Origin of the sequence: Promicromonospora sp. NPDC050262, from assembly GCF_040655935.1 — a bacterium.
GTDB lineage: Bacteria > Actinomycetota > Actinomycetes > Actinomycetales > Cellulomonadaceae > Promicromonospora.
This window is the reverse complement of record NZ_JBFAKX010000003.1, coordinates 157,439-182,852: the sequence shown is the minus strand read 5'-3', so window position 1 is coordinate 182,852 and position 25,414 is coordinate 157,439. Positions and strand designations below refer to the sequence as shown.

The window sequence follows — 25,414 nt, the reverse complement described above, 5'->3', positions numbered from 1 at the left end:
CGACCCGCCACGGCCTCGTCTCGCGTGTGGTCATCCTGGTGGCGCTCATGGCGTTCGCGATCCTGCCCCTGCTCAGCATGCTCACGGCCGCGCTCGCACCGCAGAACAGCACGCCGCCGGGGCTCGCCTGGCCCGAGGACCCGCAGTGGCAGAACTTCGCCGACGCGTGGACCGCGGCGAACTTCCTCGCGCTCTTCCAGTCGAGCGTCCTGATCGTGCTCGGCGTCGTGCCGGCCGCCGTCGCCATGGCCACCGCGGCCGGATACGGGCTCGCGCAGCTCGACGTACCCGGCGGCAGGTTCGTCAACGCGCTCCTGCTCGTCGGGCTGACCCTGCCGTTCGAGGCGCTCATCACGCCGCTCTACTACAACCTTCGCGACATGGGGCTGCTCGGGACCCGGTGGGCCGTCATCCTGCCGCTCATCGGGCTGCTCATGCCCTTCGGCGTGTTCTGGATGCGAGCGAGCTTCCTCAAGGTGGAGACGGCCCTCACCGAGGCTGCCGAGCTCGACGGCGCCACGCCGTGGCAGATCTTCCGCCAGGTCCAGCTGCCGCTCGCGGTACCCGCCTTGTCGGCACTCACGATCCTGTTCTTTCTCGCGACCTGGAACCAGTACCTGCTGCCGCTCGTGCTCATCGATGATCCGACCATGCGTACCGTTGCCGGCGGCCTGGGTGCATTCCAGGGTGAGCACGGTACGAACATCGCTTTGTTGTGCGCCGGTTCATTGCTGATCATTGCCCCCTCCCTGCTGGTGTTCCTCTTTTTCCAGCGCCACTTCGTGAAAGCCCTGCTTCAGGGCGCTGTCAAATAGGGCGATAGGATACGTATATGGCACGGCAATACGATCTCCAGGCGGCACGGGGTACCGGCGGCGTCAAGAAAATCGAATCGGCAAAGGGCAAGGCCCGGAAGGAGCTGATCGTCGACGCCGCGACTCGCCTCGTGGCACGCAACGGATCGCGCGGCACCAATCTCGCGGAGATCGCCGCCGAGGCCGGGGTCTCGCAGAGCGGGCTTCTCTATCACTACCCGACCAAGGAGGCGCTGCTCAACGCGGTGCTGGATCGGCGCGACGAGGCCGAGGACGAGATCCTGTGGCGCGACGCCGACGTCGGCCTCGGCATCCTCGACGTCATCGCCCACAACGTCACCCGCTGGGCCAGCCACTCCCAGACGGTCGGCATGCACACCGTGCTTGTCGTCGAGAACCTCGGCGAGGACGGCGCTCTCCACCCCCGGCTGGCCAGCCGGTATCACGCGACCGTCGACCGGGTCGGCTCGGTCCTGGCCGCCGCACAGGATCGCGGCGAGATCCGCGCGGACGTCGACACCCGCCTCAAGGCCATCGAGATCATCGCCTTCATCAATGGTCTGGAGACCGCCTGGCTGCTCGATCCCGAGGTCCAGGTGGCCGTGACCGCGAAGGCGTGGGCCGCTCAGCAGCGGCTCGCGATGGCGGCTTCGCCGGGCTAGTCCGCCGCCCTCCCCCGGACTGCCAGGTCCCGGATCCCCCGCCCAGGCGAGGCGAGCACCTCGCGTGCCGCACGGCCGAGATTCCCCGTCAGCTCGTCGAGCGTCCGCGTGCTGAACGCGGGGCGATGCGCCCACAGATCGCCGGAGACATGTCCTTCGTGCGAGTGGCGGAGCTGAAAGCCGAGGCGCACGGCCCCGCTGAACGACGACGCCATCCGCGGCCGGAGCGTGTCGGTCGGCAGCGGACGGAGGAGCATGCCGATGCTGCTGCCGTCCGCTGCCGTGATCGTGACGGCCCTGGCCGGGGCGTGCGGCATGTAGTTGATCGATATGTCGAACAACGAGCCGTCCCCCCGGACCGCCCGGGGCAGCTCGTGACGCAGCACTCCGACCGGGACCCGGTGCATGTGCGCCTGTCTCGTCGCCTCGTGGACGCGGCCGGCAAGCTCCCCGAACGACGGGTTGTCCCGCAGATCGACCCGCACGGGCACGTGATCGCTGACGAGACCGATGGTGTGCGTCAGCCCGGAGGCGTCCCGGTTGGCCGTGACACACCCGATCATCACGTCGTCGCCGAGAAAGGGCGCGAGCGACGCCAGGACCAGGGCGCGCAGGGCACTGGCCGGCTTGGCGCCGCGCTGCGCGCCGAGCTGGAGCAGCGAGCCGGCCGCGTCCCCCGCCACGAGCGGAAGCGGGTGTGCCTGCAGCCACAGCGGGTCGTCCGGTCCGGTGCGCTCCAGGGGAAGGCGCGGCGGGTCGGCCGGGAACTGCTCGCCCCAGAACCCGGCGTTCGCCCCGAGCCCGAGGGTGCGCTCGTAGGCGGCGTAGTCACCGGTCTGGACCTTTGGCGCGGGCGGCGGCGGGTACCCGGGGTCGAGCCGGGCACGGTAGAGCTGGTGGAGATCGCGGAACAGCACCGCGTTGGACCATCCGTCGAAGACCGCGTGGTGCCAGACGGTCAGCAGGACGTGGCGCTCAGGGGCCATCCGGACCACGACCGCCGACCAGAGCGGCGGGGAGAACAGGTCGATCGGCTGCTCGCAGCGCCGGACCGCGAGCTCCTCGAGCGCGGCACGCTGCGCCGGTCGCGGCCGGCGCGACAGGTCCTCGAACCCCAGCTCCGGGCGGAACGGCGCGACGACCTGCTGGGCGATCCCGGCCTCGGTGCGGACGAAGGCCGTGCGCATGGTCTCGTGTCGTTCCACCAGCGCCGCCAGCACCGCGGACAGATCACCGAGGTCCACGGGTCCGGTGATCTCGATCGCGTGCGGGATGTTGTGGTTGGACTCGGGTCCACCGACCGCCGCGACCCATTCCTGCTGGAGGTAGGTGGCCGGCAGGACGACGGTCCCGGCGTCGGCCGCGAGCGCGCTCACCGGGCCTCCTCCTTCGCCGCGCCGAGATCACTGAGGCGATCCCCGGGGCGATCGGCGAACCTGCGCAGCGCGGCGCTGAAACGCTCGGCGAAACCGGCCACCTCCGGGTCGCCCAGCACGTTGGCGTCCGCCACGAGGACACCCGAGAGTCTCCCGGCCGGATCAGATCTGACCTGGAAGTCCAGCAGCGAGGCGCCGTCCCACCAGGGGTGGTCGGTGGGCTCCTCGTGCGCGAGGTCGAACTGCGAGAACGCGATTCCCGCACCCGTGACCACCGCGTCGGCCTGATGCGGTCCGTGGCTGTAGTTGAGCGACACGTCGAACAGGGGCCCACGGCCCGCGTCGGGCAGCGCCCCGCGGAGCACGCCGACCGGTGCCGGGCGCGAGATCGCCCGGTCATAGGCGTCGGCCGTGCGCCCGACGAGGGTCGCGCACGTCGGGTCCCCGGACAGGTCCACCGTGACCGGCACGTGCCCGGCGAGGAACCCGACCGTGCCGCGGACGTCACGCTGCTGGCGGTTCGACCGCATGACGCCGAACGTGATCCGCTCGTTCGTCGCATGACCGCTCAGGGACGCCGCGAGGGCGGCCAGCAGGACGGCGGTCGTGCTCGCCCGTTCCTCGACCATGAGCGGGTGCAACGCACCCAGCGTCAGACCGTGGTCGAGCGGGAGCGGACGAGGCGTGGTGCGGGCGACAGCCCCGACGTCCGAGACGTCCTCCGGGAAGGTGAGGCGGGGACTGGCGTCGGCCAGGGCGGCCCGCCAGTGCCGCTGTGTCGCGGGGTCGTCGGCCAGCTCTGTCTCCCACCCGGCGTAGTCGGCGAGATGGAGCGCGGGCGGTGCAAGCGTGGCGCCCGTGCCGTGCTCGTACAGGTGCGGGAGCTCGTCGCGGATCACACCGGCGGACCAGCCGTCCATGATCGCGTGGTGCGCGATCACGGCGAACACCCGGTCGTCGTCGGCGAGGGTCACCAGCACGGCCCGGGCGAGGGGACTGTCCTCCAGCACGAACGGCCGCCGCAGCTCCTCCTGCAGGAGCGCGGCGCAGGCCGACTCCCGCTGCTGCTCGTCGACCTCGGCGACGCTGACCTCGCGCAGGTCCGACGGAGCGTGGTTGCCGATGACCTGATGGGCGGCACCGCCGGAGTCCTGGCGTGTCAGGGTGGTGCGCAGGGCCTCGTGCCGGGCGGTCAGCGCGTCCAGCGCGCCGCGGACGCGGCCGGGGTCGGCGTGACCGCGCATCCGGACGGCCGCGCCGATGTTGACGCCGGACGCCCGCCCGCCGGTCGCGTCGAAGAGGGAACGCTGATAGTGCGTCGCCGCGTGCAGCGTGCTCATCCGCCAACCCCCCGGGTAGCGCGGCCCAGGGGCCGCAGCCGCACCTGGTCCGCCGGCGGCGCCTGGTCCACCGCCGCGGCGTAGGCCCGCAGGGTCGGGTTCGTGTGCAGCACCCGCTCGGGCACGTCCCGCCCGAGCTCGTCGCCGACGAGCAGCGCGACCTCGGCCGCCTCGAGCGACGATCCGCCGAGCGACAACCACTCGGCGTCCGGGCCGATCGCGGCGGGACCGACGTCCAGGGCCCGCCCCCAGATGGCAGCCACCACGCGTTCCGTGTCGCTCGCCGCCTCGCCGTGCCCGGCATCTCGCGCGATCAGCCCGGAGACGGTCTCGATCAGCTCACGCTTGACGACCTTGCCCAGGGCGTTGCGAGGGAAGTGCCCGACCCGGACGACCCGCTTCGGTGCGTCGGCCTCCCCCAGCCGCGCGGCCGCGAAGGAGCGAACCTGGTCGGGGTCGAGGCTGTCGGAACCGATCACGGTGGCGACCAGGTACTGCCCGAGCGTCGGGTGCGGCACACCGAACGCCGCCGCCTCTTCCACGTCAGGATGGTCCTCGAGGACACCCTCCGCGGCGAGCGTGGACACGTTCCGCCCGCCGACGTTCACCGTGTCGGCGCTGCGGTCCTCGAGGTAGAAGTACCCCGCTTCGTCCAGGCGGCCGACGTCGCCGGTGCTCACCCACAGGTCCGACCGGAAGACGCCGGCGCTCGCCTCCGGGTCGTTCCAGTAGCGGCGCGGACGCACGCCGTCCGTCCGGAGCTGCACCGACCCCGAGACGCCCGTGGCCACCGGCTCGCCGGACAGGTCGACGATGCGCACCTCGCTCCGGCCGTGCGCCCGACCGAGCGAGAACGGTCGGCCCGGGTCGAAGTGCATCCGCAGGCGCGCGGGCCAGCTCTCGGTCGAGGTGTACATGTTGACGACGCTCGCGGTCGGGAACAGCTCGGCGAGCCTGGCCAGCGTCGCGGCAGAGATCGGCGCGCTCGTGGTCCGCACCTGCCGTACACCGCTCAGGTCGAACCGCGTGCCGACCCGCAGGAGCGCGAGCGCGTAGGCGGGGACCAGCACCACGTCGTCCGGCCTGAACCTCTGGACGGCACCCAGCAGACGGTCGGCGTCGAACTTCTCGAGCACGATCATGGTGTGCGGCACCGCGCTCAGCGTCTGCATCATGAGGCTCTGACCCGCGTTCGTGGCGGGCGGCAGTGCATGCAGGACCCTGCGCACCGGCTCGCCCGCCGTCTCCTCCCCCGTCGGCGCGCCGTCACCGGGGGGCCGGACCGCGTACGTGAGGTTGTCGTGCGTGGACACGACGCCCTTCGGCCGTCCGGTCGTCCCGGAGGTGAAGAGGATCTCGGCGTCGTCCGCCCCGCTCACCGCGACCCCGGTCGAGCCGGTCGGCTGGGCCGCCTCGATCTGACGGACCGTCCGGGACCAGCCTGGGCACCCGGCCACGGGAACGTCACCGATGACACCGACCGCCCCGGCCTCCACGCAGACGCGAGCGATGTGTTCGTCGCTGCTGGACGCGAGTACCGGCACGGCGATCGCCCCGGCGGTCTGCACCCCGACGTATGCGATCGCGAACGCGATCCAGTCACCGGAAGCGCGCACGACCACCCGGTCACCAGGCTGGACGCCCCTGGCCGCGAGGCCGTGACCGACCGCGCGCGAGCGTTCGTTCCACGCCGAATAACTGAGCCGCCCCGCGCCGACGAGCTCTATCGCGGTCGCGTCCGGCCTCTCTTCCGCCCTGGCCGCGAGCATGCCAGTCACGGTGACAATGGGCTGATTATTCACGATGACCCCTCGGATTCTTTCGCGGTGAATGACTTTCATCATGCCGAGAAAAAATCGGGCAGTTCAAGCGGGTCGACCACTGTTCACAGGCCGGTCACGTCCAGGAAACGGATTCAATCGGTCCACATACAGATTCGATCCTTCAGCATTGGAATATAACCCGCCCGGGATAGTTTTCACCCACTCGCGCGCCTTTTCAATCCTTCCACATTCAAATAGCGCGTCGGAATGCCGGCCCGAACGGCGATGGTCCTACCGACCGGTCCACCCGCGTACACGGTGCACGACGGCGGCCTTCGGGTAGTGGCCGCCGGGCGGGCCGATCTCGAAGAGGTCGACCATCAGGAAGAGTGGGTAGTCCGGGCTCTGCGGGATGTGCCGCAGCACCCTGCCCTGGCAGCCGATCACCGTCTCGCCCTGCCCCCACACGGCCGTCCAGGTGTGCGGCGTCGTCGCGTCGAAGGGCAGCCGGACCTCGCTCATGTCGGTCGCCAGCTCTGGGTCGTGGTGCGCCTTGATCCCCGTGCGCGCCGTGGTGGTGGCGCTGATCGCCGCCGCGTCGATCTCGAAGACGCAGATCTCGCCGGCTGCGGTCGCGTCGTCCTGCTCGGTGCCGACCAACCAGGCGGCAAGCATGCATCCAGGGTCGCGGGTCGCGCTCACGGTGAGCTCGATCCGGCCGGCCGAGGGCGCCCAGAGAAGGCGTGACGGCGTCGCCGTGCGGACGACGAGGCCGTCGGTCCGGTGCCGGTGGGTCCCCCGTCGCGAGCCGGCCGGGCCGGAGTACGTGCCGGTCTGCAGGTTGGAGACGCGCAGTGGCGCGTCCTCGGGCCGCCAGTCCGGTTGATCGGCCTCGACGAGCAGCTCCAGGCCGCTCGCCGTCTCCCGGTAGCGAGCCGCGGACCGGTCGGGCGTGGTCCAGTGCGGCAGGTAGTGCGGTACCCAGAGCCCTGGGTTCGGCCCCGTGGCGAAGTCGTCCTCGACGTCCGGAGCGCGGTTCGGCGCTGGGGGCAGCTCGGCGCTCGGGTTCACCTGATCCATCGTTCCACCACCCCTACACGCGCGTGGCTTCGTTCTCACCGTCCACGCGGCACCACACGACGAAGATCACGTCGTCGTCAGCAGATCAGGCCAGGACGCTCGAAGCAGGTCCAGGACGGGTTGCGAGCCCGTGCTGCAGTTGCTCAGCACGGTCGCCGTCGTGCAGGTCACGGGATCGTGCGTCGACCTGAACTCCACACCCGCGTCGCTGCCGAGGATCACGACCGCGGGATCGACCGGGTGGGGCCAGAACCCGAGGCCGTACCGCGGCCCCTCCGGCACGATGACGTGCGGACGCGTCATCTCGGTGGCCACCTCATGGGGCACGATCGCGCCGTCGTGCAACGCGCGCCAGAACCGGTGCAGGTCGGTGGCGCTCGTGTAGGCGCCGCCGTCGCCGTTGCCGCGAACCGGCAGGTGCAGCACGTTGCTGCGATCACCATCCGAGTCCAGATAGCCCAGGGCGACGTCGCCGGGCAGCTCGTCCGAGCGAAGGTATGACGTGCTCGTCATGCCGGCAGGTCGGAACACGTCGGTCTCCACGACGTCCTGGAAGCGTCGTCCGGTGACCCGCTCGAGCACGATCGCCAGCACGATGTAACCACCGTTGCAGTACGTGAACCGCGCACCGGGCGGATGCTTGTGCGGCAGGCCGCCCAGGATCGGAAGAAACGACTCCGCCGTCTCGAGGGTGTGCACCGGGACGGACAGGACGTAGTCCGCGGGGTCCCAGTCGTCGTCCTCGTCGAGGTAGTCGCCGATGCCCGAGGTGTGCGTCAGCAGCTGCTCGATCGTGACGTCGTCGTCGATCAAGGGGAGATCGGCGCCGAGGTAGCGCCGCACCGGGTCGCTCAGGGCCAGCGTCCCGGACGCGACCTGCTGCATGATCGCGAGGGCGGTGAAGCTCTTGCTGCCGCTCGCGATCGCGAACCGCGTACCCGGGGTGTTCGGTACGCGCAGCGCGCGATGGGCGAACCCGTAGCAGTGCTCCACGACCCGGCGATCACCGACGTCGATGGTCACGACCCCGCTGAACGATCGTGCCGACGCCGCGGCATCCAGCTCGTCGAGGTCGATCATGAGGGTGCCCTCCCGTTGCGGTAACCGGACCATAACAAAGTCGGGCCCCGGCGCCGCAGGGATTTACCGTGGCACGTCGTGGGCACCAGGGACGCTTACCGCCGCAAGATCTCCTGATCCACATACGCCGACGAGGCCCCCTTCCGTCTCACGGAGGACAAAAGGGGGCCTCGTCGGCTCGGAGCGCAGGTCGCGCGCCGGTGCTATTTACAATACAGGGCTGTACTGTATTGTAAGTGGCATGGGAACCGCCGACCGCACCCCCGGCCGCCCGCGCAGCAGCGAGGCCGACGCAGCCATCCTGACCGCCGCGCTCGACCTGTTGATCGAACGCGGCGCGGACGCGACCAGCGTCGAGCAGGTGGCCCGGCGTGCGGGGGTCACCAGGGCCACGGTGTACCGGCGCTTTCCGGACAAGACCCGACTCCTGCTGGCCGCGTTCGAGGCCGCCAACGGGAATCCGTCGGCGACGCCGGAGATCCGCGACGTCGAGCACCTGCTGACCGGCTGGGCATCCGTCCTCGCCGACACCCGCCAGCGCCGCCTCCTGCGTCGGCTCTACGGCGCGTTCGAGGACTACCCCGAGATCGCGCGCGCCTACCAGAGCCAGTTCGGGGACCAGCGCAGCGATACCCGCACGAAGGTCTTCGAGCGGGCCAGGGACCGCGGGGAGCTGCCGGCAGGCACCGACCCGCAGGTCCTGCTGGATCTGCTCTCCGGGGCGGGCTGGCAGCACCTGGTCACGTACCCGGACACCTGCACGGCGCAGGACACCGAGCGTTACCTGCGCGCCGTCCTCCATCAGGTCGGCTACCGCCCCAAGGAGAGGAAGTAAGACCATGCGAGCTGCCAGCATCGAGGCACAGCTGCGAACCCGAGCGTTCGCCCGCGTCATCGGTCCCTACGTCGCCGCCTTCACCACCATCTACGCGATCCGGCTGCCCGACGGGATGGAGGGCATCGGTGACCTGTTCGCCCAGCCCATCCTGGTCCTGATGCTCGGCGCCATGATGCTGCTGGGCGGCCTGATCATCATCGGCGGGCACCGGAGCTGGCGCGGCCCGCTCGCGATCACCGTGTCATTGTTCGGCTGGTTCGTGGCTCTCCGCGGGTTCGCCCTGATCGTCACGCCCGACGCGATGCAGACCGGTGTCGACGCCACGATGGACTCGCCGGCCGCGACGATCGCGGCCCGGATCTTCTTCGCCGCGCTGGCCGTCATGGGGCTGCTGCTGACCTACGGAGGGTGGTTCACGAAGCCGACCGCTCCGGGGCCGACCGCTCCGGGGCGGTCCGCGACGGAGGCCGCGACAGCCGGAGGCGGTGCCTAGGCACGTCTTCAGATGTCGCTGGTGGTGGGGACGACCTTGCCGGCGGAGCGGCGTGACCTCTACAACGCTCTTGACCTGCGCGCCCGAACGGCAGCTCGGCGCCGTACTGCTCGCCTGCCGGTCGTCCGCGATGGAGGTCCCAGCCCACACATGTGGTGACTCAGCGGTACATCAGGCGCTCTTCCGGTCGGAGCCTACGATCGGTGCATGGTGACCGACGGACACTCGATCCAGCCGTTGACCGCTCGGACGTGGGACGCGTTCGCCGGTCTGGTCGAACGGCACAACGGGATCTTCGGTGGGTGCTGGTGTACCTACTTCCACCCCGAATGCGCCGAACGGGAACCGGGATACGAGGGCAGCCGTGCGCTGAAGAAGCGGCTCGTCGAGGCCGGACAGGCCCATGCGGCGCTGGTGCTGATCGGCGACGAAGCGATCGCGTGGGCCGAGTACGGCACCCCGGACGAGCTGCCGAACATCCATCACCGCAAGCAATATCTCGCCGAGGCTGACGTCACGCCGGACTACCGCATCACCTGCATCTTCGTCGACAAGCGGTACCGCAGGCATGGCTACGCCAAGGTGGCTCTGGCCGGGGCGCTCGACCAGATCGCCGCGCAGGGTGGCGGTGTGGTCGAGGGGTACCCGCACGAGATCGGCGAGAAGCGGATGAACAACTCGTTCGTCTACAACGGAACACGCACGATGTACGAGCAAGCCGGCTTCGAGTTCGTCCGCTCGAAGGGGCTGAAGAACACCGTCATGCGTCGTACGATCCGGCCTGCCTGAGCCTGCCCGGACGCCGCCGTACCCCGCCCCCGATCACCAGTTCTCGCTCTCGGGTCGGCGGCTCGCCAGAGCGCCTTCAACTCATCGAGCGGCAGGCGGTCATCTGGTGCCGCTGCGGCACCGTCAGAGCTAGAGTCACCGTTCATGGACATGCTGACGGGCGACCAGATCGCGGCAGCCGACCTGACCGACTGGCGCAAGCTGGCCCAGGGGTTGCATGCCCGCTACGTGGTTGACGACTTCGGCACCGGCGCACGGTTCGTCGCCGCGACGGGCGAGGCGGGCGACGCACTGGGCCACCACCCGCGCGTATCGATCGGTCATGGGTACGTCGACTTCACGTTGATCAGCGACGACGCCGTCTACCGCGACGGCGAGGGCACCGAACACGTCGTCGAATGGGTGACCCAGCAGGACGTCGACCTCGCGCGACGGATCACCGAGATCGCCGCCGACCACAAGATCGACGCCGAGCCGGTCTCGGTCAGCCATATCGAGCTCGGACTCGACACGGCGCACTCCGCGACCATCGCCCCGGTCTGGGCCGCGCTGCTGACCGGAAGCGCCGACTCCCAGGGCCGCGGGTCCCCCGGCGACGAGATCCGGGACGCCACGGGACGGGTACCGAACCTGTGGTTCGGGGACGCCGACAAGCAGGAGCCCCCGCGTCAGCGGTTCCACATCGAGGTCTATGTGGCGCCCGAGGTTGCCGAGCAACGGATCGCCGCCGCCGTCGCAGCAGGCGGGACCATCGTCGACGACAGCAACGCGCCCATGCTCACCGTGATTGCCGACCAGGACGGCAACGAGGGAATCGTATGCGTCGACGTGTCCGCTGCGAAGAAGGACTGAGCCGCCGACTCGGGTGACCCGGCGAAGACGCCGATGAACGGCAGCAGACCGCCGGATTTTCGGTGTGCGGTCGTCGGACTTCGAGGCGGCCGGCCGAGGCGGAGGCGGAGGCGTAGGCGAGCGGGTGAGACTGCCCGGAGCGGGAGCGCCGGGCCAAGCCGCGACCTAGTCTGCAATCAGGCCGGCCCTTCAGCCCGTCCGCCCAGCCGGTCTCCAGCCCATCGTTCGAGAGCCCATCAAGGGGAACGAGTTCATGGCCGTCTCCGACACCACCGAAGCGCTCGCCGTCGACCACCTGGACCGGCACGGCACCCGCTCGCACGAGGTCTACACCGCAGGGTTCTACGAGGGCGGGTGGGACTACGAGGTCCGCTCGATCCTCGGCAGAGCCGCCCGCGGCGGCTCCGAGCCGGGCGAGGTGCTCGCGACGATCGCCCGGGTCAGACCCAAGGACCACCGCGGGTGGTTCGCCGCGTGGGAGGCACTGGGGCGCGACGTGGCCCGGCAGGCCCAGCGGTGCGCCGACGCCGGCCACACCGTCAGCGCGGCGCGCGCGTTCCTGCGCGCGGCGAACTACCTGGCCGTCGCCGTCGAGGCGATCGACGGGCTCGACGACGACACCGCCGACCACCTACCCACCTTCCGGGCGCACCGGGCCGCCTGGGAGGGTTTCGTCGCGCACGGCCGGTGGCCGGCGCAGGCCGTCACCATCCCCTACGACGGGTCGAGCATGCCCGGGTGGTTCTTCCGACCCGACCTCTCCGGGGAACCGCGGCCGGTGCTCGTGATGAACAACGGCAGCGACGGGTCGGTCAGCGGTCTGTGGTGCCAGGGCGCCGAGGGCGCGCTGGAGCGCGGGTACGCCGTGCTGCTGTTCGACGGGCCGGGCCAGCAGTCAATGCTCTTCGAGCGCGGCGTCCCGTTCCGTCCCGACTGGGAGAACGTGCTCACCCCCGTCGTCGACCACCTGGCCACCCGCGACGACGTCGACCAGGACAGGGTGGCCGTCTACGGCGTCAGCCAGGGCGGGTACTGGGTCCCGCGGGCCCTGGCGTTCGAGCACCGGTTCGCGGCGGCGGTCGCCGACGGCGGCGTCGTCGACGTCGGCCGGTCCTGGCTGTCCAACATCCCGCATGCCGTGTTCGACGAGTACCGGAAGGGCCACAAGGAGAAGTTCGACCGCGACATGCGCCTGGGCATGCGGCTGCCGGGCGGCCGGGACGCGCGGGAGACCTGGGCCTTCCGCGCCCGTCCGTACGGGGTCGAGGGCTACTCCGCCGTGCTCGACGAGGTCTCCCGGTACGCGCTCACGCCCGAGCTCGGCGCCCGCATCACGACGCCGCTGCTGGTCACAGACCCCGACGGCGACCAGTTCTTCCCCCAGTCGGCGGAGCTGGCGAAGCTGGTGCCCGGCGCCACGCTCGCCCGCTTCACCCAGGACGAGGGGGCCGCCTCCCACTGCCAGCCGCTCGCCCGTGAGCTGACCGAGCAGCGCATGTTCGACTGGCTGGACGAGCGGCTCCACCTCTGAGCCCCCGGCTCACCCCTTGAGGCCTCCGGCCAGCAGGTCGGCGCGCCAGAACCGCTGGAGGGGCAGCACCATCACGATCAGCGGCACCACCGACACGGCCGAGCCCGTGATCACCAGCGGGTACAGGTCCGAATCCCCCGCGCCTCGGGACAGGGACGTGTACAGCCCGAGGGTGATCGGGTAGAGCCGCTGGTCGGAGAGCATGATGAACGGCAGCAGGAAGTTGTTCCAGATGCCGACGAACTGCAGCAGGAATCGATCAGCTCGGTGGTCAGCGCGTGCCTGCTCCGGGCGCCGCCCGGTTCGCACCCGGGAGTACGATCAAAGTGTGGGTGAGAGCGAAAGCGGCCCGCACGAGGCCGCTCGAGACGCTTCGTCGACACAGCAGAAAACTCCGGCTCCCGACGAGGACGCCTCGAGAGCGCAGTGGGACGACGACGGCGGATTCGAGCCGGACATCCCGCGCAGCACCAGGGCTCCTGACACCGAACCCGCAAGAAGTGGGCTCTTCTTGCGCGGCGTGCTGGATTCCGCTCTTCCGCATGAGCTGGGTACGGACGACGAGCCGGAACGGTACCTGGTCACGGCCGTCTTCTCCCGTCAGGTCTCCGCTGAGGAGCGCGCCCTGATCGAGGCTCCGAGCGTCACGGCGATGCTCGCCGAACGCGGCTACCAGGGCGTATCCCTGAAAGTCGCGGACCGCCGGCTGGAGATCGCGCACACAAACCTGGCGATGCTGGTCGGCGGACTCGCCACCGAGATCGCCAGGGTCCTCCGTGAGATCGATCAGCAGGTCGTCGCGGAGCGCGAGCGGCGCGACGACGAGCGTCTTCGATGGGGCCAGGCCGAAGCGGCACGTGCGGCCAGGGTGAAGGCCGAGGCAGAGCGCGTCCGCTTCGAGTGAGCATCCGGGCCGGCGAGAACCGCGGGCCTCGGTGCTCTGGCCGGACGACGAGCAGTTCAGCCGCTACGACGAATCCGTTGGCGAATGATCCCAATGATCAACGTGCCCACGAACAGAATGAGTCCGACCACGGCCAGCCACAAGAGTCCTTCGAAGACGAACCCGACGACGGCCAGCACCGCCCAGATCACCAGCAGAATCACAATTGCGGTCCACACACCAATATGGTATGTCGCGCCCGGCGTATGCGCCGATCGAGCTTGGCGGCACTCCCCAAAGGCGGCGTCCACCGATCGCGGCAGACCTTTCGGTGCGAGGTTCACACGTCGGTTCCCAGCGGGACCACCCGCAGAGTCGCGTCGCGTGCCGGCGAGCGTGTCATCCGGCGGACGCCGGCGTCGTCGCCGTAGCGGGAGCGCAGCGCTTGGTCGACATCCGCCTCACGCCCGTGGTCGGGCAGGAACGCGACCGCGACGCGTAGGCCACCGATCTCGATCTCGCCGCGGCCGGAGGCCACCGCAGCTCGGTACCAGGCACCGCTGGTGCCGTGGAGCGAGCGGATGAGCTCGTCCTGGCCGAGGCGGACGTGCCCGACGGTCACGAGGGGCCGCAGCGTCCCGTCCGCACGGGCCGCTGCGACGCGGATCAGCTCCGAGTCGTCGAGCTGAGCCAGTTCGCGCTCGGTCCACGGCCGGGACGGCAGCGGGACGTCGCTCACGAGGTCGCCCCCGGGGCCGGCTCGAGCAGCGCGAGCAGGATCCGCTGCAGCTCGGCACGGTCCTGGGGCGCGATCGCCGCCAACCTCCGGTCGAACGCCCTCGCCAGCGCCGCGAAGGCGCGGTCCCGCGCGGCCGCGCCGTCGTCCGTGAGCACGAGGCGGTGCCGCCGCAGGTCCGTGTCGTCGATCTCGCGGCGCATGAACCCCTTGGCGACGAGATTGCGCACGTAGACCGTCACGCTCGCCTTGGGGATCACCAGCCTCGCCGCCAGCCCGGCCGGGTACGGGGACGCGGCCACCTCGGCGAGCACGAAGAACTCCTTCGCCTCCAGGCCCAGCTCGGCCAGCTCGGCGCTGCAGGCGTCGAGCACGACGGTGAGCAGGCGGTGGTTCAGCGTCCAGAGCTGCGCGGCGTCGACCGGCATACGACCTCCTGATCGGGTGCTACCGTGGAATTAGTTCCATACTGTACTACCTGTCACTTCGGACTAAAACATCATGGAACGAAACCGACGCGAGAGGTTCTCCACCGATGCTTCAGCACCTCACGATCCCCCGCGGGCCGATCGAGCTCGCGGCCGATCTCTACCTCCCCGACAGCCTCCCGGCCGAGGGGTCCGCCCTGCGCGCCGTCGTGCTCTCGACCCCGGGCAGCAGCGTCAAGGAACAGATCGGCGCGAACTACGCCGCCCGGCTGGCCGCCCGGGGCATCGCGGCGCTCGTGTTCGACCCCGCCCACCAGGGGCAGAGTGGCGGCCAGCCGCGCGACCTCGAGGACCCCTACCGCCGTGGCGAGGACATCTCCTACGCGATCGACACGCTCGGCACGCTGCCCGGCATCGACCCGCAGCGCATCGGCGTGCTCGGCATCTGCGCCGGCGGCGGCTACGCGGTGCACACCGCTCGCACCGACCACCGCATCAAGGCCGTCGGCACGGTCGTCCCCGGCAACATGGGCACGTCGTTCCGCGGCTTCCAGCCGGACGGCCCGGCGGCCGGCCTCGACGCGATGGCCGAGGCTCGCACCGAGGAGAACCGCACCGGCGAGCTGACCCGCGAGAACTGGCTGCCCGACACCCTGGAGGACGCCGCGGCGGCCGGCGTCACCGATCTCGACACGACCCAGGCGATCACGTACTACCGCACCGAACGAGGCGGCAGCGAACATTCGACGAACCGTCGCCTCTCGCGCGGCGACGCGCTGCTCCTGGGCTACGACGCGTTCCATCTGGTCGATCAGCTCATGACGCAGCCGCTGCAGGTCGTCCTCGCCGGGCGCATCGGCACCACCGGCTCCTACGAGTCCGGCATGCAGCTCTGGAAGCTGGCACCCAACCCCGTGGACCTCATGGTCGTCGAAGGTGCCGGCCACTACGAGATGTACGACGTGCCCGAGTACGTCGACGCCGCCGTCGACCGCCTGGCCGGCTTCTACACGGACCACCTGTAGGTAGGAAGCGGACGGCGTCTGCCTCAGCCCACGGTCAGGACGACCTTGCCGTGCGTCCGCCCCGCGCCGGCGGCGAAAGCGTCCGGCAGCTCCTGCCACGGTCGGACGGCCACGACCACGGGGTCGAGGCGGCCCTCGTGGATCTCGGTCGCGAGCCACGCCATGTCGGGGCCGAGACCGGTCTCGGCCCCGAGGAAGAACGTCGTCAGGGACCGGTCGTGCCGACCGGCGTCACCGAACAGGGCCCCGTACCCGAAGCGCTCCCCCTGCCCGGCCGCGTGCCCCAGCGCGACGAGCGTGCCGCCCGGTGCCAGCCGGGCGAACGCCTCCACCAGGTGGGAGCCGCCCAACAGGTCGAGCACACCGGACACGTCCTGGCCCAGGTCGGACGGCGCGGCGATCACCTCACGCGCACCGAGCTCGACCAGCCGGCGCCGCGCGGCGCGGTTCCGCGTGGTAGCGACGACCTCGGCACCGCTGCGGGCGGCGAGCTGGACGGCGAACAGCCCCACAGCGCTGGTCCCGCCGAGCACCAGCACACGGCGGCCGAGGAGCGGGCCGAGGCGGCGCAGCCCGCGCAGTGCACTGGTGGCCGCGACGGGCACGACACTGGTGAGGTTCGGGTCGGCGCCGTCGGGGGCGACTCCCACGGACTCTGCGGTCACAAGCCGACGCTGCGCCCAGGCGCTGTCCACCCCCAGCGATGCCACCACCTGGCCGAGGCGCGGGCCCGTCCCGTCGAGCGCCTCGGCCACGACGACGCCCGCCGCGTCCCAGCCGGGGATCATGCCGTCCGGCAGGCCCGGCAGCGCCTCGAGGTCGCCGTGGTTCGGCGCGAAGGCGAGCACCTGGATGACGGCGTCGTGCGGTCCGGGTACCGGGTCGGGCACCTCGCGCAGGCTGAGGTGGCTGGGTGAGGAGTGGTCGACCGTCCATGCGAGCATGCCGCTACTGTATGCCAACTGCCACTGAGTGCCAGTTCGCTATGATGGCCCGATGACGACGCAGCCCGGCACAGGCACGCTCCGCAGCAGGCGCATCGCGCGGAGCCGGCAGCGCCTGGTGGAGATCGCACTGCCGGCCTTCGCCGAGCGTGGGTACGACGCGGTGACCGTCGACTGGCTGTGCGACCAGGCCGAGGTGTCCAAGCGGAGCTTCTTCCGCTACTTCGCGGGCAAGGAAGACCTCGCACTGACCCCGCTGAACGACGTCTGGCGCACCCTGATCGACGGTCTCGACGAGGTGCTCGCCCGCAGCGGGCCGCTGCTGGAGGTCCTGGGTGACGCGCTCGTCGAGCGCGTCGAGCGGATGCCACCCGGGTGGGAACGCCTCGCGGTGCTCAGCGCCCGTCTGAGCGGCACCCACCCGGCGATCGACGCCGCGGGCATGCTGGTGTGCGAGCGCCTGACACAGCAAGTGGTCGACGCGATCACGGCGCGGCTGGCCGACGCGCCCGGAGCGGACCTCTCGGCCCGCTTCGTGTGCGCCGTCGCGATCGCCGGCCACCGAGCCGCCGTCGACACCTGGCGGTCGTCACCCGACGCCGAGGCGACGGCGACCCGGGCGGAGCTCTGCACCCTGATCCGGGCATCACTCACCGCCGCGCCGGACGCACTGACGATCAGGCTCCCCTGACGATCTCCCTGGACGATATGTAAAGAACTCTGGACTCTGCGTCATGGATCTTACGACCGCACTCCGGCAGCATCGACGGCGCAGGCGAAACATGAGCACAGGGCCCGGACACCGGGCAGGAAAGGCAGTCATGTCCGACTTCAACATCCGCGAGTTCTACGACCGCTACACCGAGGCGCTCAACGCCCACGAGTTCGACCGCATGGACGAGTTCGTCGCCGAGACGATCATCTCGCACGGCCAGCCCGCCACCCGGGCGGACGTCGTCGCGGCGCTCAAGGGCATCGCCGACGCGGTTCCCGACATCAACTGGGAGATCAAGGAAGTCGTGATCGACGCGGACGGCGGGACCCTGTCCTGCCATTCCGTCAACCACGGCACACCCACCAAGGAATGGCTCGGTGTGGCTCCCACAGGTGCTCGGATCGAGATCGACGAGATCGCCATGTACAAGGTCCGCGACGGAAAGTTCGTGCAGATGTCCAACGTCCACGACGTCGAGGCCCTGAAGAAGCAGCTCGCGGTCTGACCGGTCGGGCTCGGCACGGCGGTACCCGCCAGGTGGCCGAGCCCGGCCGCCAGGCCGGACAAGAGGGTTCGGATGCCCGTCAGCGGGCACCAGGCGGAGGGAAGTGAGCTGGCGGTGAACGTGTTCGTCATCGGGATCGCGGGCAGGACCGGAACGCTGCTCGCCAGTGCGCTGCAGCATCGGGGCGATCAGGTGCGTGGCCTCGTGCGCCGGGGTGGGCAGCGGGATGCCCTCGCTGCCCAGGGGATCGAGACGGTCGTCGGTGACATCGCACGGATGACCCCGGCGGAGCTCGCGTCCACGTTCGCGGACGCCGAGGCCGTCCTGTTCGCAGCGGGATCCAACGGCGGCGCCGCCGAGGTGACCCGGGCCGTCGACGGTGACGGGGTCGACAAGACGATCGAGGCGATGCACCGCGCCGGCCTGCGGCGCCTGGCGCTGGTGTCGGTGCTCCCGGAGTCGTGGCGGGAGCGCAGCCTCAGCGACGAGGAGGAGTACTACTTCGCCGTGAAGAAGCAGGCGGACGTCGCGGTTGCCCGCAGCGACCTGGACTGGCTGATCCTGCGCCCGTCCCTGCTCACCGACGAGCCCGGAACGGGCAGGGTGTCACTCGGCCCGGCGGAGCTGCACGGCCAGATCCCCCGGGCGGACGTCGCCGAGACGTTGGCCGCGCTGGTGCACGAGCCGCGGATCGGCCGGCAGATCCTCGAGCTCAACGCCGGAGACACCCCGATCCCGGAGGCAGTGCGTCGCAGCATCCGCTGACCCGGAGTGACCATCGTCGGCGAGCGCAGCCCCTCGAGGTGCTGCGCCGCGCCACGGACAAGAAACGCCGAGGCCTCGACGAGGCGCTCGGCGTTCAGGTCGACTTCGATGCCGCGGCGTCGAAGATCGTGCTCGGCATGTCACCCCTGGTCACACCAGGGAGTGAGTAAAAGAGTGTCCGGAGGGGGACTTGAACCCCCACGCCCGATAAAGGGCACTAGCACCTCAAGCTAGCGCGTCTGCCATTCCGCCACCCGGACAGGTGGACCGTTCCTGGCGTTTCCGCCTTCCCGGTGCGTGGAAAAACATAGCACGCAGAACGGGTCGGGTCCGAATCGAAAAGCGTGTGACCTGGGCCGCTCTGCGGACGGGCGGCCCAGGTCCAGCCCGAACACTGGCGCGGGGCGGCCCGGACCGGGCTCCGGCGCCCGGCGCATCAGCCCAGGAGCTGCTCCGTCGCCTCCCACAGCCGCTCCTCGCGCTCCCGGTCCCGCGCGAACGGTTCGACCTCGTGCTCGGCGGTCTTGACCACGAACGCGCCGTCGCGCAGGTGCGCCCAGCGCTCGTCGAGAGCCACGGCCGCCAGCAGGGGCCCCGACCGCTCCGGGGTGGAGACGCCGGGGATGCGCCCGATCGCGCGTCCGACCCGCTGCAGCGCGGGCCCGTGCCTCCGCGAGAGGCCGCTGCCGGGCATGAATCCCGGCTCGAACACCGACACGGCCACGCCGTCGGGCAGGCGCCGCTGCAGCTCGTGCGCGTAGTAGAGGATCGCGAGCTTCGAGTTCGAGTAGGCGATGCCCGCGTCGCGGGTGCCGGGCTCAGAACCGGCGTCCGCCGGCCGCGCGAGGTCCAGCGGGTCGCGCCACATTGCGGGCGGCACGCCGAGCAGACGGCGCGGGGTGTTCAGGTAGTACGTGTTGGACCCGAGCAGCACGATCCGGGCCGGAGCCGCGAACGCACCCGCCAGGTCGCGCACGAGCTGGGCGTGCGCCAGGTGGTTGACGGCGAAGGTCAGCTCGTGACCGTCCACGGAGGCGGTGCGGGTGTCCACCACGGACACCCCGGCGTTGCCGATGACCGCGTGCAGCGGCCGCACCTCGCCGTCGTCCAGGAGGCTCCTTGCGGTCTTCCCGGCCGCGCGCACGTCGGCCAGGCTCGCCAGGTCGGCCCCGATGGCGTGGGCGGTGGCGCCCGCTGCCCGCGCCTCGGCGGTGATCGAGTCGAGCCGCGGGCCGGGCCGCCCCACCAGGAGCAGGTCGGGACGGCGTTGCGGGCTGCGGTTCGCCATGGCCTGCACGGCGGAACGGCCGAGGCCGCTGGTCGGTCCGGTGATGAGCACGGTTCCGGTGGTCGAAGTCGTCATGCCGTCATCGTGGGTCGGCAGGGCAGCGCGGGGCAGTCGTCAGGTTGTCGTAGGACCGGCAGGGCCACCACAAGCACGCGGGCGGAGCGCAGACTGGAGCGATGGAGCTCGGACCTGCGATACGACACTGGCGCGACCGCGTGTCGCCCGACGCGGCCGGGATACCGGTCGGCGCCCGGCGGCGCGCCGCGGGGCTGCGCCGCGAGGAGCTGGCCCAGCTCGCCGGCATCTCCGTCGACTACCTCACGCGGCTGGAGCAGGGGCGGGCCACCGCGCCGTCGGACCAGGTCGTGGAGGCGCTCGCCCGGGGCCTGCGGCTCAGCGAGCCCGAGCGCGAGCTGCTGTTCCGGCTCGCCGGGCTGACCGCGCCGGGGCGCGGCCTGGTCTCCACCCGCATCACCCCCAGCGTGCAGCGGCTGCTCGACCGGTTCGACGGGCACCCCGTGGTGATCTTCGACGCCATGTGGAACCTCGTGACCGCCAACGCCGCCTACGACGCCCTCATGGGCCGGACCACCGCGTGGCGCGGGCCGGAGCGCAACGCGGTCTGGCGGCACCTGCTCGGGCCTGCCTCACGCGTGGTCCACTCGCCGCAGGAGGAGGCAGACCTGGTGGCGAACCTCGTGGCCGACCTGCGGCTGACGGCGACGCGATACCCCGGGGACCCGCGCATCCGCCGCCTCGTGGCGGAGCTCCGGACGCGCAGCACCGAGTTCGTGCGGCTCTGGGAGGCGATCGACCTGACCGCGCAGGAGGCACCGGCGAAGCTGAAGACGGTCGACCACCCCGAGGTCGGACGCATCCGGATCGACTGCGACACCCTCGTGGTCGCCGGGGACGACCTGCGGATCATGGTCTACTCCTGCGAGCCCGGCACCGAGGACGCGGAGCGGCTCGCGCTCGCGATCGTCCTCGGCAACCAGGCGATGCGCGATCAGGCACCGAGCGATCGGGCACCGAGCCACCAGGAGGCTGGCGGCGCCGTCACTCCCCCTCGGCGACCTCGATGATCGTCTTGCCAGGTACGCGCCGTCCGGCGAACGCGGCCGCCGTCTCGGACAGCGGCCGCACGGCCCACCTCGCCGCCGATGACGTCGAGCACCGAGGTCCACCTCGCCCGCCTGATCCAGCTCCCCGGCGTCCAGGTCGAGGAACGTGTGCACCCCCAGGTCCGCCGCGGTCCCCGGCGCGGCCGGTGCCGATCACCCGGGCGCCCGCCTCGCGCGCGAGCTGGACGGCGGCGACGGTGTGGTCCAGGTCGGCCGGCAGCAGGGGTCGACGGTCCGCGCCGCCCGAGTCCGGCCAGGACCCCCCGATTTCCGGACCGGACCTCCCGTGCCGGCCCTACGGTTCCCGCATCCGGGACCTGAGCACGTCGAACTCGCACCCTGGCGCGTCCGGGTCGAAGCCGTGCTCGACCAGCCAGCGCGCCGCCGTCAGGCAGCGTAGCGACCACCAGGCGCGGATCACGTCGCGGTCGGCGCCGGGGCCGTAGCCGGCGAGCAGGTCGTCCAGGCGTTCCTCGTGCCCGAGCGTCAGGATGGCGAGGTCGAACATGGCGTCGCCCGGCGCGGCCTCGGACCAGTCGATGACGCCGGTGACCTCGTCGCCGTCGACGAACACGTGCGTGATCTGCAGGTCGCCGTGGACGAACGCGGGCCGCCACGGGCGGAGCGCCAGCTGCGCGATCTCGCGGTTGCGCCGGACCACCTCGGCGGGCAGGACGGCGTTGTCGAGCAGCCAGGCGCACTCGCGCTCCAGCTCCGCCGCGACGTCGTCCGGCCTGCGGCCCGGCCACGGCGGCAGCGGCGCGTCGTGCAGCCTCCGGATCGCGGCACCCGCCGCGGCCCACGCCGCCGACGACGCGGCGGACGGCTCGCCGAGGACGCCGAGCGCCGCGCCCCGCACCGCGGCGATCGCGAGCACGGGCGGCTCGTGCCAGAGGATCACCGGGGTCGGTACCGGCGCCATCGCCATCGCCCGCACCTCGACGTCCGCGTGCGCCGGATCGCCGTCGACCTTCAGGAACACGTCGCCCACGCGCAGCGTCGCGCGCTGGCTGTGGGCGACGACGACCTCCACCTCGTCCATGCCGGCCATCCTGACGGAACGGACCGCCGATCTCGCCGGTTTTTTCTGCGGCGGCCCTGCGGCGACCCCCTGCCAGAGCCGAGCGGCCTAGGACCGGCCGACCCGCTCGCCGTCGACCCAGACCTCCAGGTCCGGGTTCTTCTCCTGCCAGAAGCAGACCATCCCGGCGATCCGCAGCCCCTCGCGCAGCGGGGTGTCGTAGCCCCAGACGACGTCGCGCAGCCGCAGGTCGCCGACGCGGACCGTCCAGTAGGCGGCCGTGCCCTTGTACGCGCAGTAGCTCACCGTGTCGGTGGGCGTGAGCAGGTCCATCCGCACGTCGACCTGCGGCAGGTAGTACCGCGGCGGCTGCCCGGACTGGACCAGGACGACCGGCCGGCGCGACTCGGCGACCACCTCACCGCCCGCAACCACCCGGACGTGCCGGTTCGACGGCATCGCGTCCACCCGCACGTACGGGTCGCGCGCGTGGGTGTGGATCACCTCCTCCTCGGCGAGCCAGGTGTCGAGGGCCGACCAGTCCAGCGTCACCGCGTCCCGCAGGGCCGCGAGCGGGGCCTGCGGGTAGCGCTGGGCGGCGCCGGGCAGCACCCGCTCCCCCGCCGCGCCGTCCGGCACGACGACGTCGAACAGCTCGCTGGGCCCGAGGCTTCGGGACCGGCGACCGGGGCCCGCAGGACGCAGCCCGGCCCTCAGCTCGGCGGGGGCGAAGAAGTACTGGGGGTAGAAGCGGTGCTCCCAGACCAGCAGCGGCGGGTCGGCGTCCGCGACGAGCATGCCCCCGCTGTAGGCGCGCACGCGGACCGAGCCTAGCTCGGCCGTTCCCGGCTGGATCGCCACTGCCCTGGGTGCGATCTCTCCCCGCGCCGCGTCCCTGCGCACGGTCTCCCGCTGCACGATGTCGCTCATCCTGTCCGCCACCCTTCGTCGTCCGTCGCGATCCGCCGCGCGCCGGGGGATCTCGCGCTTCACTCCTACCCACCTGACCGGCGAGCTCCCCGATGCGTGACCGTCCCGCCGGACGAGTGTCAGCGGTCGGGTGTTTCCTTGACCCATGAACAGATCGGACCGGGACGACACGAGCCGGAGGACGCGGTTCGCGATCGACGCCGTCACCGCGGTACGCCTGGTGCGCGAGGACCCCGCGGCGGGCGCCCACGTGCCGCTGGTCGCGCCGGCGGCGCTGCGCAGCCATGCCATGTCGATCCTCTATCGCGACACCGACGCGGGGCTGCTGGACGAGAAGACGGCGCGGGCGCTGCTCGAACGGGTCGCCACGCTCAAGGTCCGGTTGCTCGGCGACCGGGTCTCGCGCGCGACCGCGTGGAAGGTCGCCCGGCAGCTCGGCTGGCACGACACCGGCCAGGCCGAGTACCTCGCGGTGGCCACGCTGCAGGCCGACGTCCTGGTGGCGGGCGACCGCGACATCGCGGCGGCCGCGGCGGGGCTGGTACCCCTGGCCACCTACGACGACCTGCGCCGGGCGTGACAGGTCGCGTCCGACGGGTCGGCGCCCGACCGGCCCCGGACGCCCGTGCGCCACAATCCTCGCGTGACCACCCTCAGGTTCGAGCTCACCGCCTCCGTCCCCGTCGACCCGCACGCCGCGATCGACTTCCTGGCGGACCTCACCCGGCATCGCGGCCTGCACCCCTACCTGGTGTCCGCCGACGTCGTCGCGAGCGGCGCCGGCCCGGACGGGCCGTGGCAGGACTGGCACGTCGTCGAGCGGCCCCGGCTCGGTCCGCTGCGGTACACGATCCGCTTCCCGGCCCGCATGGTGCGTGCCGGGGACGACGTGCTGACGTCGTCCGTGCGCGCCGCGCCGGGCTGCACGCTGCGCACGGTCACCCGGGCGATCGCGTCGGGCGACGGCGCCCTGCTCACGGAGACGACCGAGGTGACCGCCCCCTGGCCGGTAGCCGGGTACATGACCCGCCACGCCCGCGCCGCGCACGAGCGGACGTTCGCGCTGCTGCCCGGGGAGCTGGGCCGGCTCCGGTAGACAGGACGGGGTCGGCAAGGCTCGCCACGCCGCACGACACGCCGAGCGGCCCACCGTGTGTGCCCGGCGGTTCGGGGGCATCATGAGGAACATCGGGGGCGGCCGCATCTCGCGAGAGGAGCCGCGGCATGGAGCTGTCCGACCGGGCCAGAGCGACGCAGGACGCCATCGAGCCCGTCACGTCCTTCTTCGTCTCGCTGCGCGCGATGGACGGCCAGCGCGACGTCGTCGACCTGACGTTCGGCGACCCGCACGAGATGCCGCTGCGAGGCCTCGTCGACGCCCTGCGCACCAACCTCGAGCCCCGCGCCGTGGACTGGTTCGCCTACAAGACCAGCCTAGCCCCCGCGCGGGAGACGATCGCGGAGGGGCTGCGCGGCGAGCTCGGCCTCCCCTTCGACTCGGACGACGTGGCCATGACGCAGGGCGCGTTCGGCGCCATCGCGCTGGCGTTCCGGCTCGTGGCCGACGCCGGGGACGAGGTGGTGATCCCCGAGCCCGGCTGGTTCTACGCCCCGATGCTGCAAGCGGCCAACCTGGTGCCGGTCCGGGCGCCGCTGAGCGCAGACGGGTTCGACCTGGACGTCGAGGCCGTCGCCCGGGCGATCACGCCGCGCACCCGCGTCGTCGTCGTGAACTCCCCCGCCAACCCGACCGGCCGCGTCTACGCCCGGGACCGGCTGGTCGAGCTCGCGAGCGTGCTCGACGCCGCGTCGGCGCGCGCCGGCCGCCGGATCTGGCTGTTGTCCGACGAGCCGTACCGCAGGATCCGGTTCGACGGCGTGGGCTTCACGAGCCCGGCCGAGTGCTACCCGTGGACCCTGGTCGACTACAGCTACGGCAAGGTCCTGCTCGCGCCCGGACAGCGCCTCGGCTACCTCGCGCTCTCGCCCCTGATCCCCGACGACGTGCGCATCGAGCTGCGCGCCGCCCTGCTCCCCCTGCAGATGGGGCTCGGCTGGGGCTTCCCCGACGCCCTCATGCAGTACGCGGTGCCGGCCCTGGAGACCGTCTCGATCGACGTCGGCGAGCTGCAGCGGCGCCGCGACCTCATGGTCGCCGCGCTCGGCGCGGCGGGCTACGACCTCACCGTGCCCGAGGGCACGTTCTACCTGTGGAGCGCCGCGCCGGGCGGCGACGCGCCGGGCTTCGTCACCGCGCTCGCCGGGCGCGGCGTGTTCGTGCTGCCCGGCACCGTCTTCGACCGGGCCGGGCACTTCCGGATCAGCCTGACCGCGACCACCGCCATGCTGCAGCGGGCGCTGCCGGCCCTGCGCGAGCTCGCGCCGCGCTGACAGGTCGGGCCGCCGGGCCGCAGCGGTCCGGCCGCGTGAC

29 protein-coding genes and 1 tRNA gene are annotated in these 25,414 nt (G+C 71.5%); 16 read left to right on the top strand and 14 right to left on the bottom strand.

The genetic code is table 11. From position 1 onward, the window contains the following. Positions 1–26: 26 nt before the first annotated feature. Both AB0I29_RS06275 and AB0I29_RS06270 read left to right on the top strand, forming a co-directional pair. Positions 27–815, top strand: a complete 789-nt coding sequence (locus tag AB0I29_RS06275; RefSeq protein ID WP_350224571.1) for a carbohydrate ABC transporter permease — start codon at positions 27–29, stop codon at positions 813–815. Between the two features lie 17 nt (positions 816–832). After that, entirely contained in the window at positions 833–1,477 is a 645-nt protein-coding gene (locus tag AB0I29_RS06270) for a TetR family transcriptional regulator (RefSeq protein WP_357479356.1), read from the top strand. Here the strand turns inward: AB0I29_RS06270 and AB0I29_RS06265 are convergent. The 5 genes from AB0I29_RS06265 to AB0I29_RS06245 all read right to left on the bottom strand — a co-directional run bounded on the left by AB0I29_RS06265 (position 1,474) and on the right by AB0I29_RS06245 (position 8,116). After that, positions 1,474–2,853 (bottom strand): condensation domain-containing protein, encoded by a 1,380-nt coding sequence (locus tag AB0I29_RS06265; protein WP_357479353.1) that lies wholly within the window; start codon positions 2,851–2,853, stop codon positions 1,474–1,476. The genes AB0I29_RS06270 and AB0I29_RS06265 overlap by 4 nt on opposite strands. Beyond that, positions 2,850–4,193, bottom strand: coding sequence for a condensation domain-containing protein (locus AB0I29_RS06260; protein WP_357479350.1), 1,344 nt, complete (start codon positions 4,191–4,193; stop codon positions 2,850–2,852). Before AB0I29_RS06260 ends, AB0I29_RS06265 begins: the two co-directional genes overlap by 4 nt. Further along, entirely contained in the window at positions 4,190–5,962 is a 1,773-nt protein-coding gene (locus AB0I29_RS06255; protein ID WP_357479349.1) for an AMP-binding protein, read from the bottom strand. The genes AB0I29_RS06260 and AB0I29_RS06255 overlap by 4 nt, the downstream gene beginning before the upstream one ends. Positions 5,963–6,247: 285 nt before the next feature. Next, positions 6,248–7,036, bottom strand: coding sequence for a hypothetical protein (locus AB0I29_RS06250; RefSeq protein WP_357479346.1), 789 nt, complete (start codon positions 7,034–7,036; stop codon positions 6,248–6,250). A gap of 66 nt (positions 7,037–7,102) precedes the next feature. Next, on the bottom strand, positions 7,103–8,116 hold the full coding sequence (locus AB0I29_RS06245; RefSeq protein WP_357479343.1) for a serine hydrolase domain-containing protein: 1,014 nt from the start codon (positions 8,114–8,116) through the stop codon (positions 7,103–7,105). Positions 8,117–8,357: 241 nt separating this feature from the next. Between AB0I29_RS06245 and AB0I29_RS06240 the strand changes: the two genes are divergently transcribed. The 5 genes from AB0I29_RS06240 (at position 8,358) to AB0I29_RS06220 (ending at position 12,619) form a co-directional block, all read left to right on the top strand. Then, positions 8,358–8,951, top strand: a complete 594-nt coding sequence (locus AB0I29_RS06240; protein WP_357479338.1) for a TetR/AcrR family transcriptional regulator — start codon at positions 8,358–8,360, stop codon at positions 8,949–8,951. Positions 8,952–8,955: 4 nt separating this feature from the next. Further along, positions 8,956–9,447, top strand: a complete 492-nt coding sequence (locus tag AB0I29_RS06235) for a hypothetical protein (RefSeq protein WP_285104513.1) — start codon at positions 8,956–8,958, stop codon at positions 9,445–9,447. 207 nt (positions 9,448–9,654) lie between these two features. Beyond that, positions 9,655–10,236 (top strand): GNAT family N-acetyltransferase, encoded by a 582-nt coding sequence (locus AB0I29_RS06230; protein WP_357479335.1) that lies wholly within the window; start codon positions 9,655–9,657, stop codon positions 10,234–10,236. A gap of 144 nt (positions 10,237–10,380) precedes the next feature. Then, positions 10,381–11,088, top strand: coding sequence for a VOC family protein (locus tag AB0I29_RS06225; RefSeq protein ID WP_357479332.1), 708 nt, complete (start codon positions 10,381–10,383; stop codon positions 11,086–11,088). A 253-nt stretch (positions 11,089–11,341) separates the two neighbouring features. Beyond that, positions 11,342–12,619 (top strand): prolyl oligopeptidase family serine peptidase, encoded by a 1,278-nt coding sequence (locus tag AB0I29_RS06220; RefSeq protein WP_357479329.1) that lies wholly within the window; start codon positions 11,342–11,344, stop codon positions 12,617–12,619. A 9-nt stretch (positions 12,620–12,628) separates the two neighbouring features. Here the strand turns inward: AB0I29_RS06220 and AB0I29_RS06215 are convergent, their stop codons facing one another. Then, a complete protein-coding gene (locus tag AB0I29_RS06215; RefSeq protein ID WP_357479326.1) occupies positions 12,629–12,928 on the bottom strand; it encodes a hypothetical protein in 300 nt (99 codons plus the stop codon). Positions 12,929–12,947: 19 nt separating this feature from the next. On the opposite strand from AB0I29_RS06215, the gene AB0I29_RS06210 reads away from it, so the two are divergent. Then, positions 12,948–13,523 carry a hypothetical protein gene (locus AB0I29_RS06210; protein WP_357479323.1) on the top strand — a complete coding sequence of 192 codons (576 nt, stop codon included), beginning with the start codon at positions 12,948–12,950 and terminating at the stop codon, positions 13,521–13,523. A gap of 56 nt (positions 13,524–13,579) precedes the next feature. Here AB0I29_RS06210 and AB0I29_RS06205 read toward each other — a convergent pair whose 3' ends face one another. The 3 genes from AB0I29_RS06205 to AB0I29_RS06195 are packed head-to-tail and all read right to left on the bottom strand — an operon-like array spanning position 13,580 to position 14,666. Next, positions 13,580–13,846: a hypothetical protein gene (locus tag AB0I29_RS06205; RefSeq protein WP_357479320.1), complete on the bottom strand. Its 267-nt coding sequence runs from the start codon at positions 13,844–13,846 to the stop codon at positions 13,580–13,582. Continuing rightward, positions 13,843–14,241, bottom strand: a complete 399-nt coding sequence (locus AB0I29_RS06200) for a DUF2255 family protein (RefSeq protein ID WP_357479317.1) — start codon at positions 14,239–14,241, stop codon at positions 13,843–13,845. Before AB0I29_RS06200 ends, AB0I29_RS06205 begins: the two co-directional genes overlap by 4 nt. After that, complete coding sequence (locus AB0I29_RS06195) at positions 14,238–14,666, bottom strand: MarR family winged helix-turn-helix transcriptional regulator (RefSeq protein ID WP_357479314.1); 429 nt, start codon at positions 14,664–14,666, stop codon at positions 14,238–14,240. The genes AB0I29_RS06200 and AB0I29_RS06195 overlap by 4 nt, the downstream gene beginning before the upstream one ends. A 107-nt stretch (positions 14,667–14,773) precedes the next feature. Between AB0I29_RS06195 and AB0I29_RS06190 the strand changes: the two genes are divergently transcribed. Next, positions 14,774–15,691: an alpha/beta hydrolase gene (locus AB0I29_RS06190; protein WP_357479311.1), complete on the top strand. Its 918-nt coding sequence runs from the start codon at positions 14,774–14,776 to the stop codon at positions 15,689–15,691. A 23-nt stretch (positions 15,692–15,714) separates the two neighbouring features. Here AB0I29_RS06190 and AB0I29_RS06185 read toward each other — a convergent pair whose 3' ends face one another. Beyond that, the gene (locus tag AB0I29_RS06185; RefSeq protein ID WP_357479309.1) at positions 15,715–16,635 is read right to left on the bottom strand and encodes a zinc-binding dehydrogenase; all 921 of its coding nucleotides are present in this window, start codon (positions 16,633–16,635) and stop codon (positions 15,715–15,717) included. A gap of 52 nt (positions 16,636–16,687) precedes the next feature. On the opposite strand from AB0I29_RS06185, the gene AB0I29_RS06180 reads away from it, so the two are divergent. The 3 genes from AB0I29_RS06180 (at position 16,688) to AB0I29_RS06170 (ending at position 18,620) form a co-directional block, all read left to right on the top strand. Continuing rightward, entirely contained in the window at positions 16,688–17,326 is a 639-nt protein-coding gene (locus tag AB0I29_RS06180; protein WP_285104495.1) for a TetR/AcrR family transcriptional regulator, read from the top strand. Between the two features lie 130 nt (positions 17,327–17,456). Then, positions 17,457–17,855, top strand: a complete 399-nt coding sequence (locus AB0I29_RS06175) for an ester cyclase (RefSeq protein WP_285104493.1) — start codon at positions 17,457–17,459, stop codon at positions 17,853–17,855. 72 nt (positions 17,856–17,927) lie between these two features. Next, positions 17,928–18,620: an NAD(P)H-binding protein gene (locus AB0I29_RS06170; RefSeq protein ID WP_357479305.1), complete on the top strand. Its 693-nt coding sequence runs from the start codon at positions 17,928–17,930 to the stop codon at positions 18,618–18,620. 175 nt (positions 18,621–18,795) lie between these two features. Here the strand turns inward: AB0I29_RS06170 and AB0I29_RS06165 are convergent. Beyond that, positions 18,796–18,880: transfer RNA gene (locus tag AB0I29_RS06165), tRNA-Leu, on the bottom strand. 176 nt (positions 18,881–19,056) lie between these two features. Continuing rightward, positions 19,057–19,983, bottom strand: coding sequence for an SDR family NAD(P)-dependent oxidoreductase (locus AB0I29_RS06160; RefSeq protein WP_357479302.1), 927 nt, complete (start codon positions 19,981–19,983; stop codon positions 19,057–19,059). A gap of 101 nt (positions 19,984–20,084) precedes the next feature. On the opposite strand from AB0I29_RS06160, the gene AB0I29_RS06155 reads away from it, so the two are divergent. Continuing rightward, positions 20,085–20,993, top strand: a complete 909-nt coding sequence (locus tag AB0I29_RS06155) for a helix-turn-helix transcriptional regulator (RefSeq protein WP_357479299.1) — start codon at positions 20,085–20,087, stop codon at positions 20,991–20,993. A gap of 334 nt (positions 20,994–21,327) precedes the next feature. Here the strand turns inward: AB0I29_RS06155 and AB0I29_RS06150 are convergent, their stop codons facing one another. Then, positions 21,328–22,074, bottom strand: a complete 747-nt coding sequence (locus AB0I29_RS06150) for an aminoglycoside phosphotransferase family protein (protein WP_357479295.1) — start codon at positions 22,072–22,074, stop codon at positions 21,328–21,330. A gap of 87 nt (positions 22,075–22,161) precedes the next feature. Then, the gene (locus AB0I29_RS06145; RefSeq protein WP_357479292.1) at positions 22,162–22,983 is read right to left on the bottom strand and encodes a DUF427 domain-containing protein; all 822 of its coding nucleotides are present in this window, start codon (positions 22,981–22,983) and stop codon (positions 22,162–22,164) included. A gap of 145 nt (positions 22,984–23,128) precedes the next feature. On the opposite strand from AB0I29_RS06145, the gene AB0I29_RS06140 reads away from it, so the two are divergent. The 3 genes from AB0I29_RS06140 (at position 23,129) to AB0I29_RS06130 (ending at position 25,374) form a co-directional block, all read left to right on the top strand. Beyond that, a complete protein-coding gene (locus AB0I29_RS06140) occupies positions 23,129–23,563 on the top strand; it encodes a hypothetical protein (RefSeq protein WP_285104481.1) in 435 nt (144 codons plus the stop codon). Positions 23,564–23,626: 63 nt separating this feature from the next. After that, positions 23,627–24,079: a hypothetical protein gene (locus tag AB0I29_RS06135; RefSeq protein WP_357479289.1), complete on the top strand. Its 453-nt coding sequence runs from the start codon at positions 23,627–23,629 to the stop codon at positions 24,077–24,079. A gap of 128 nt (positions 24,080–24,207) precedes the next feature. Then, positions 24,208–25,374, top strand: coding sequence for an aminotransferase class I/II-fold pyridoxal phosphate-dependent enzyme (locus tag AB0I29_RS06130; RefSeq protein WP_285104479.1), 1,167 nt, complete (start codon positions 24,208–24,210; stop codon positions 25,372–25,374). Positions 25,375–25,414 lie beyond the last annotated feature (40 nt).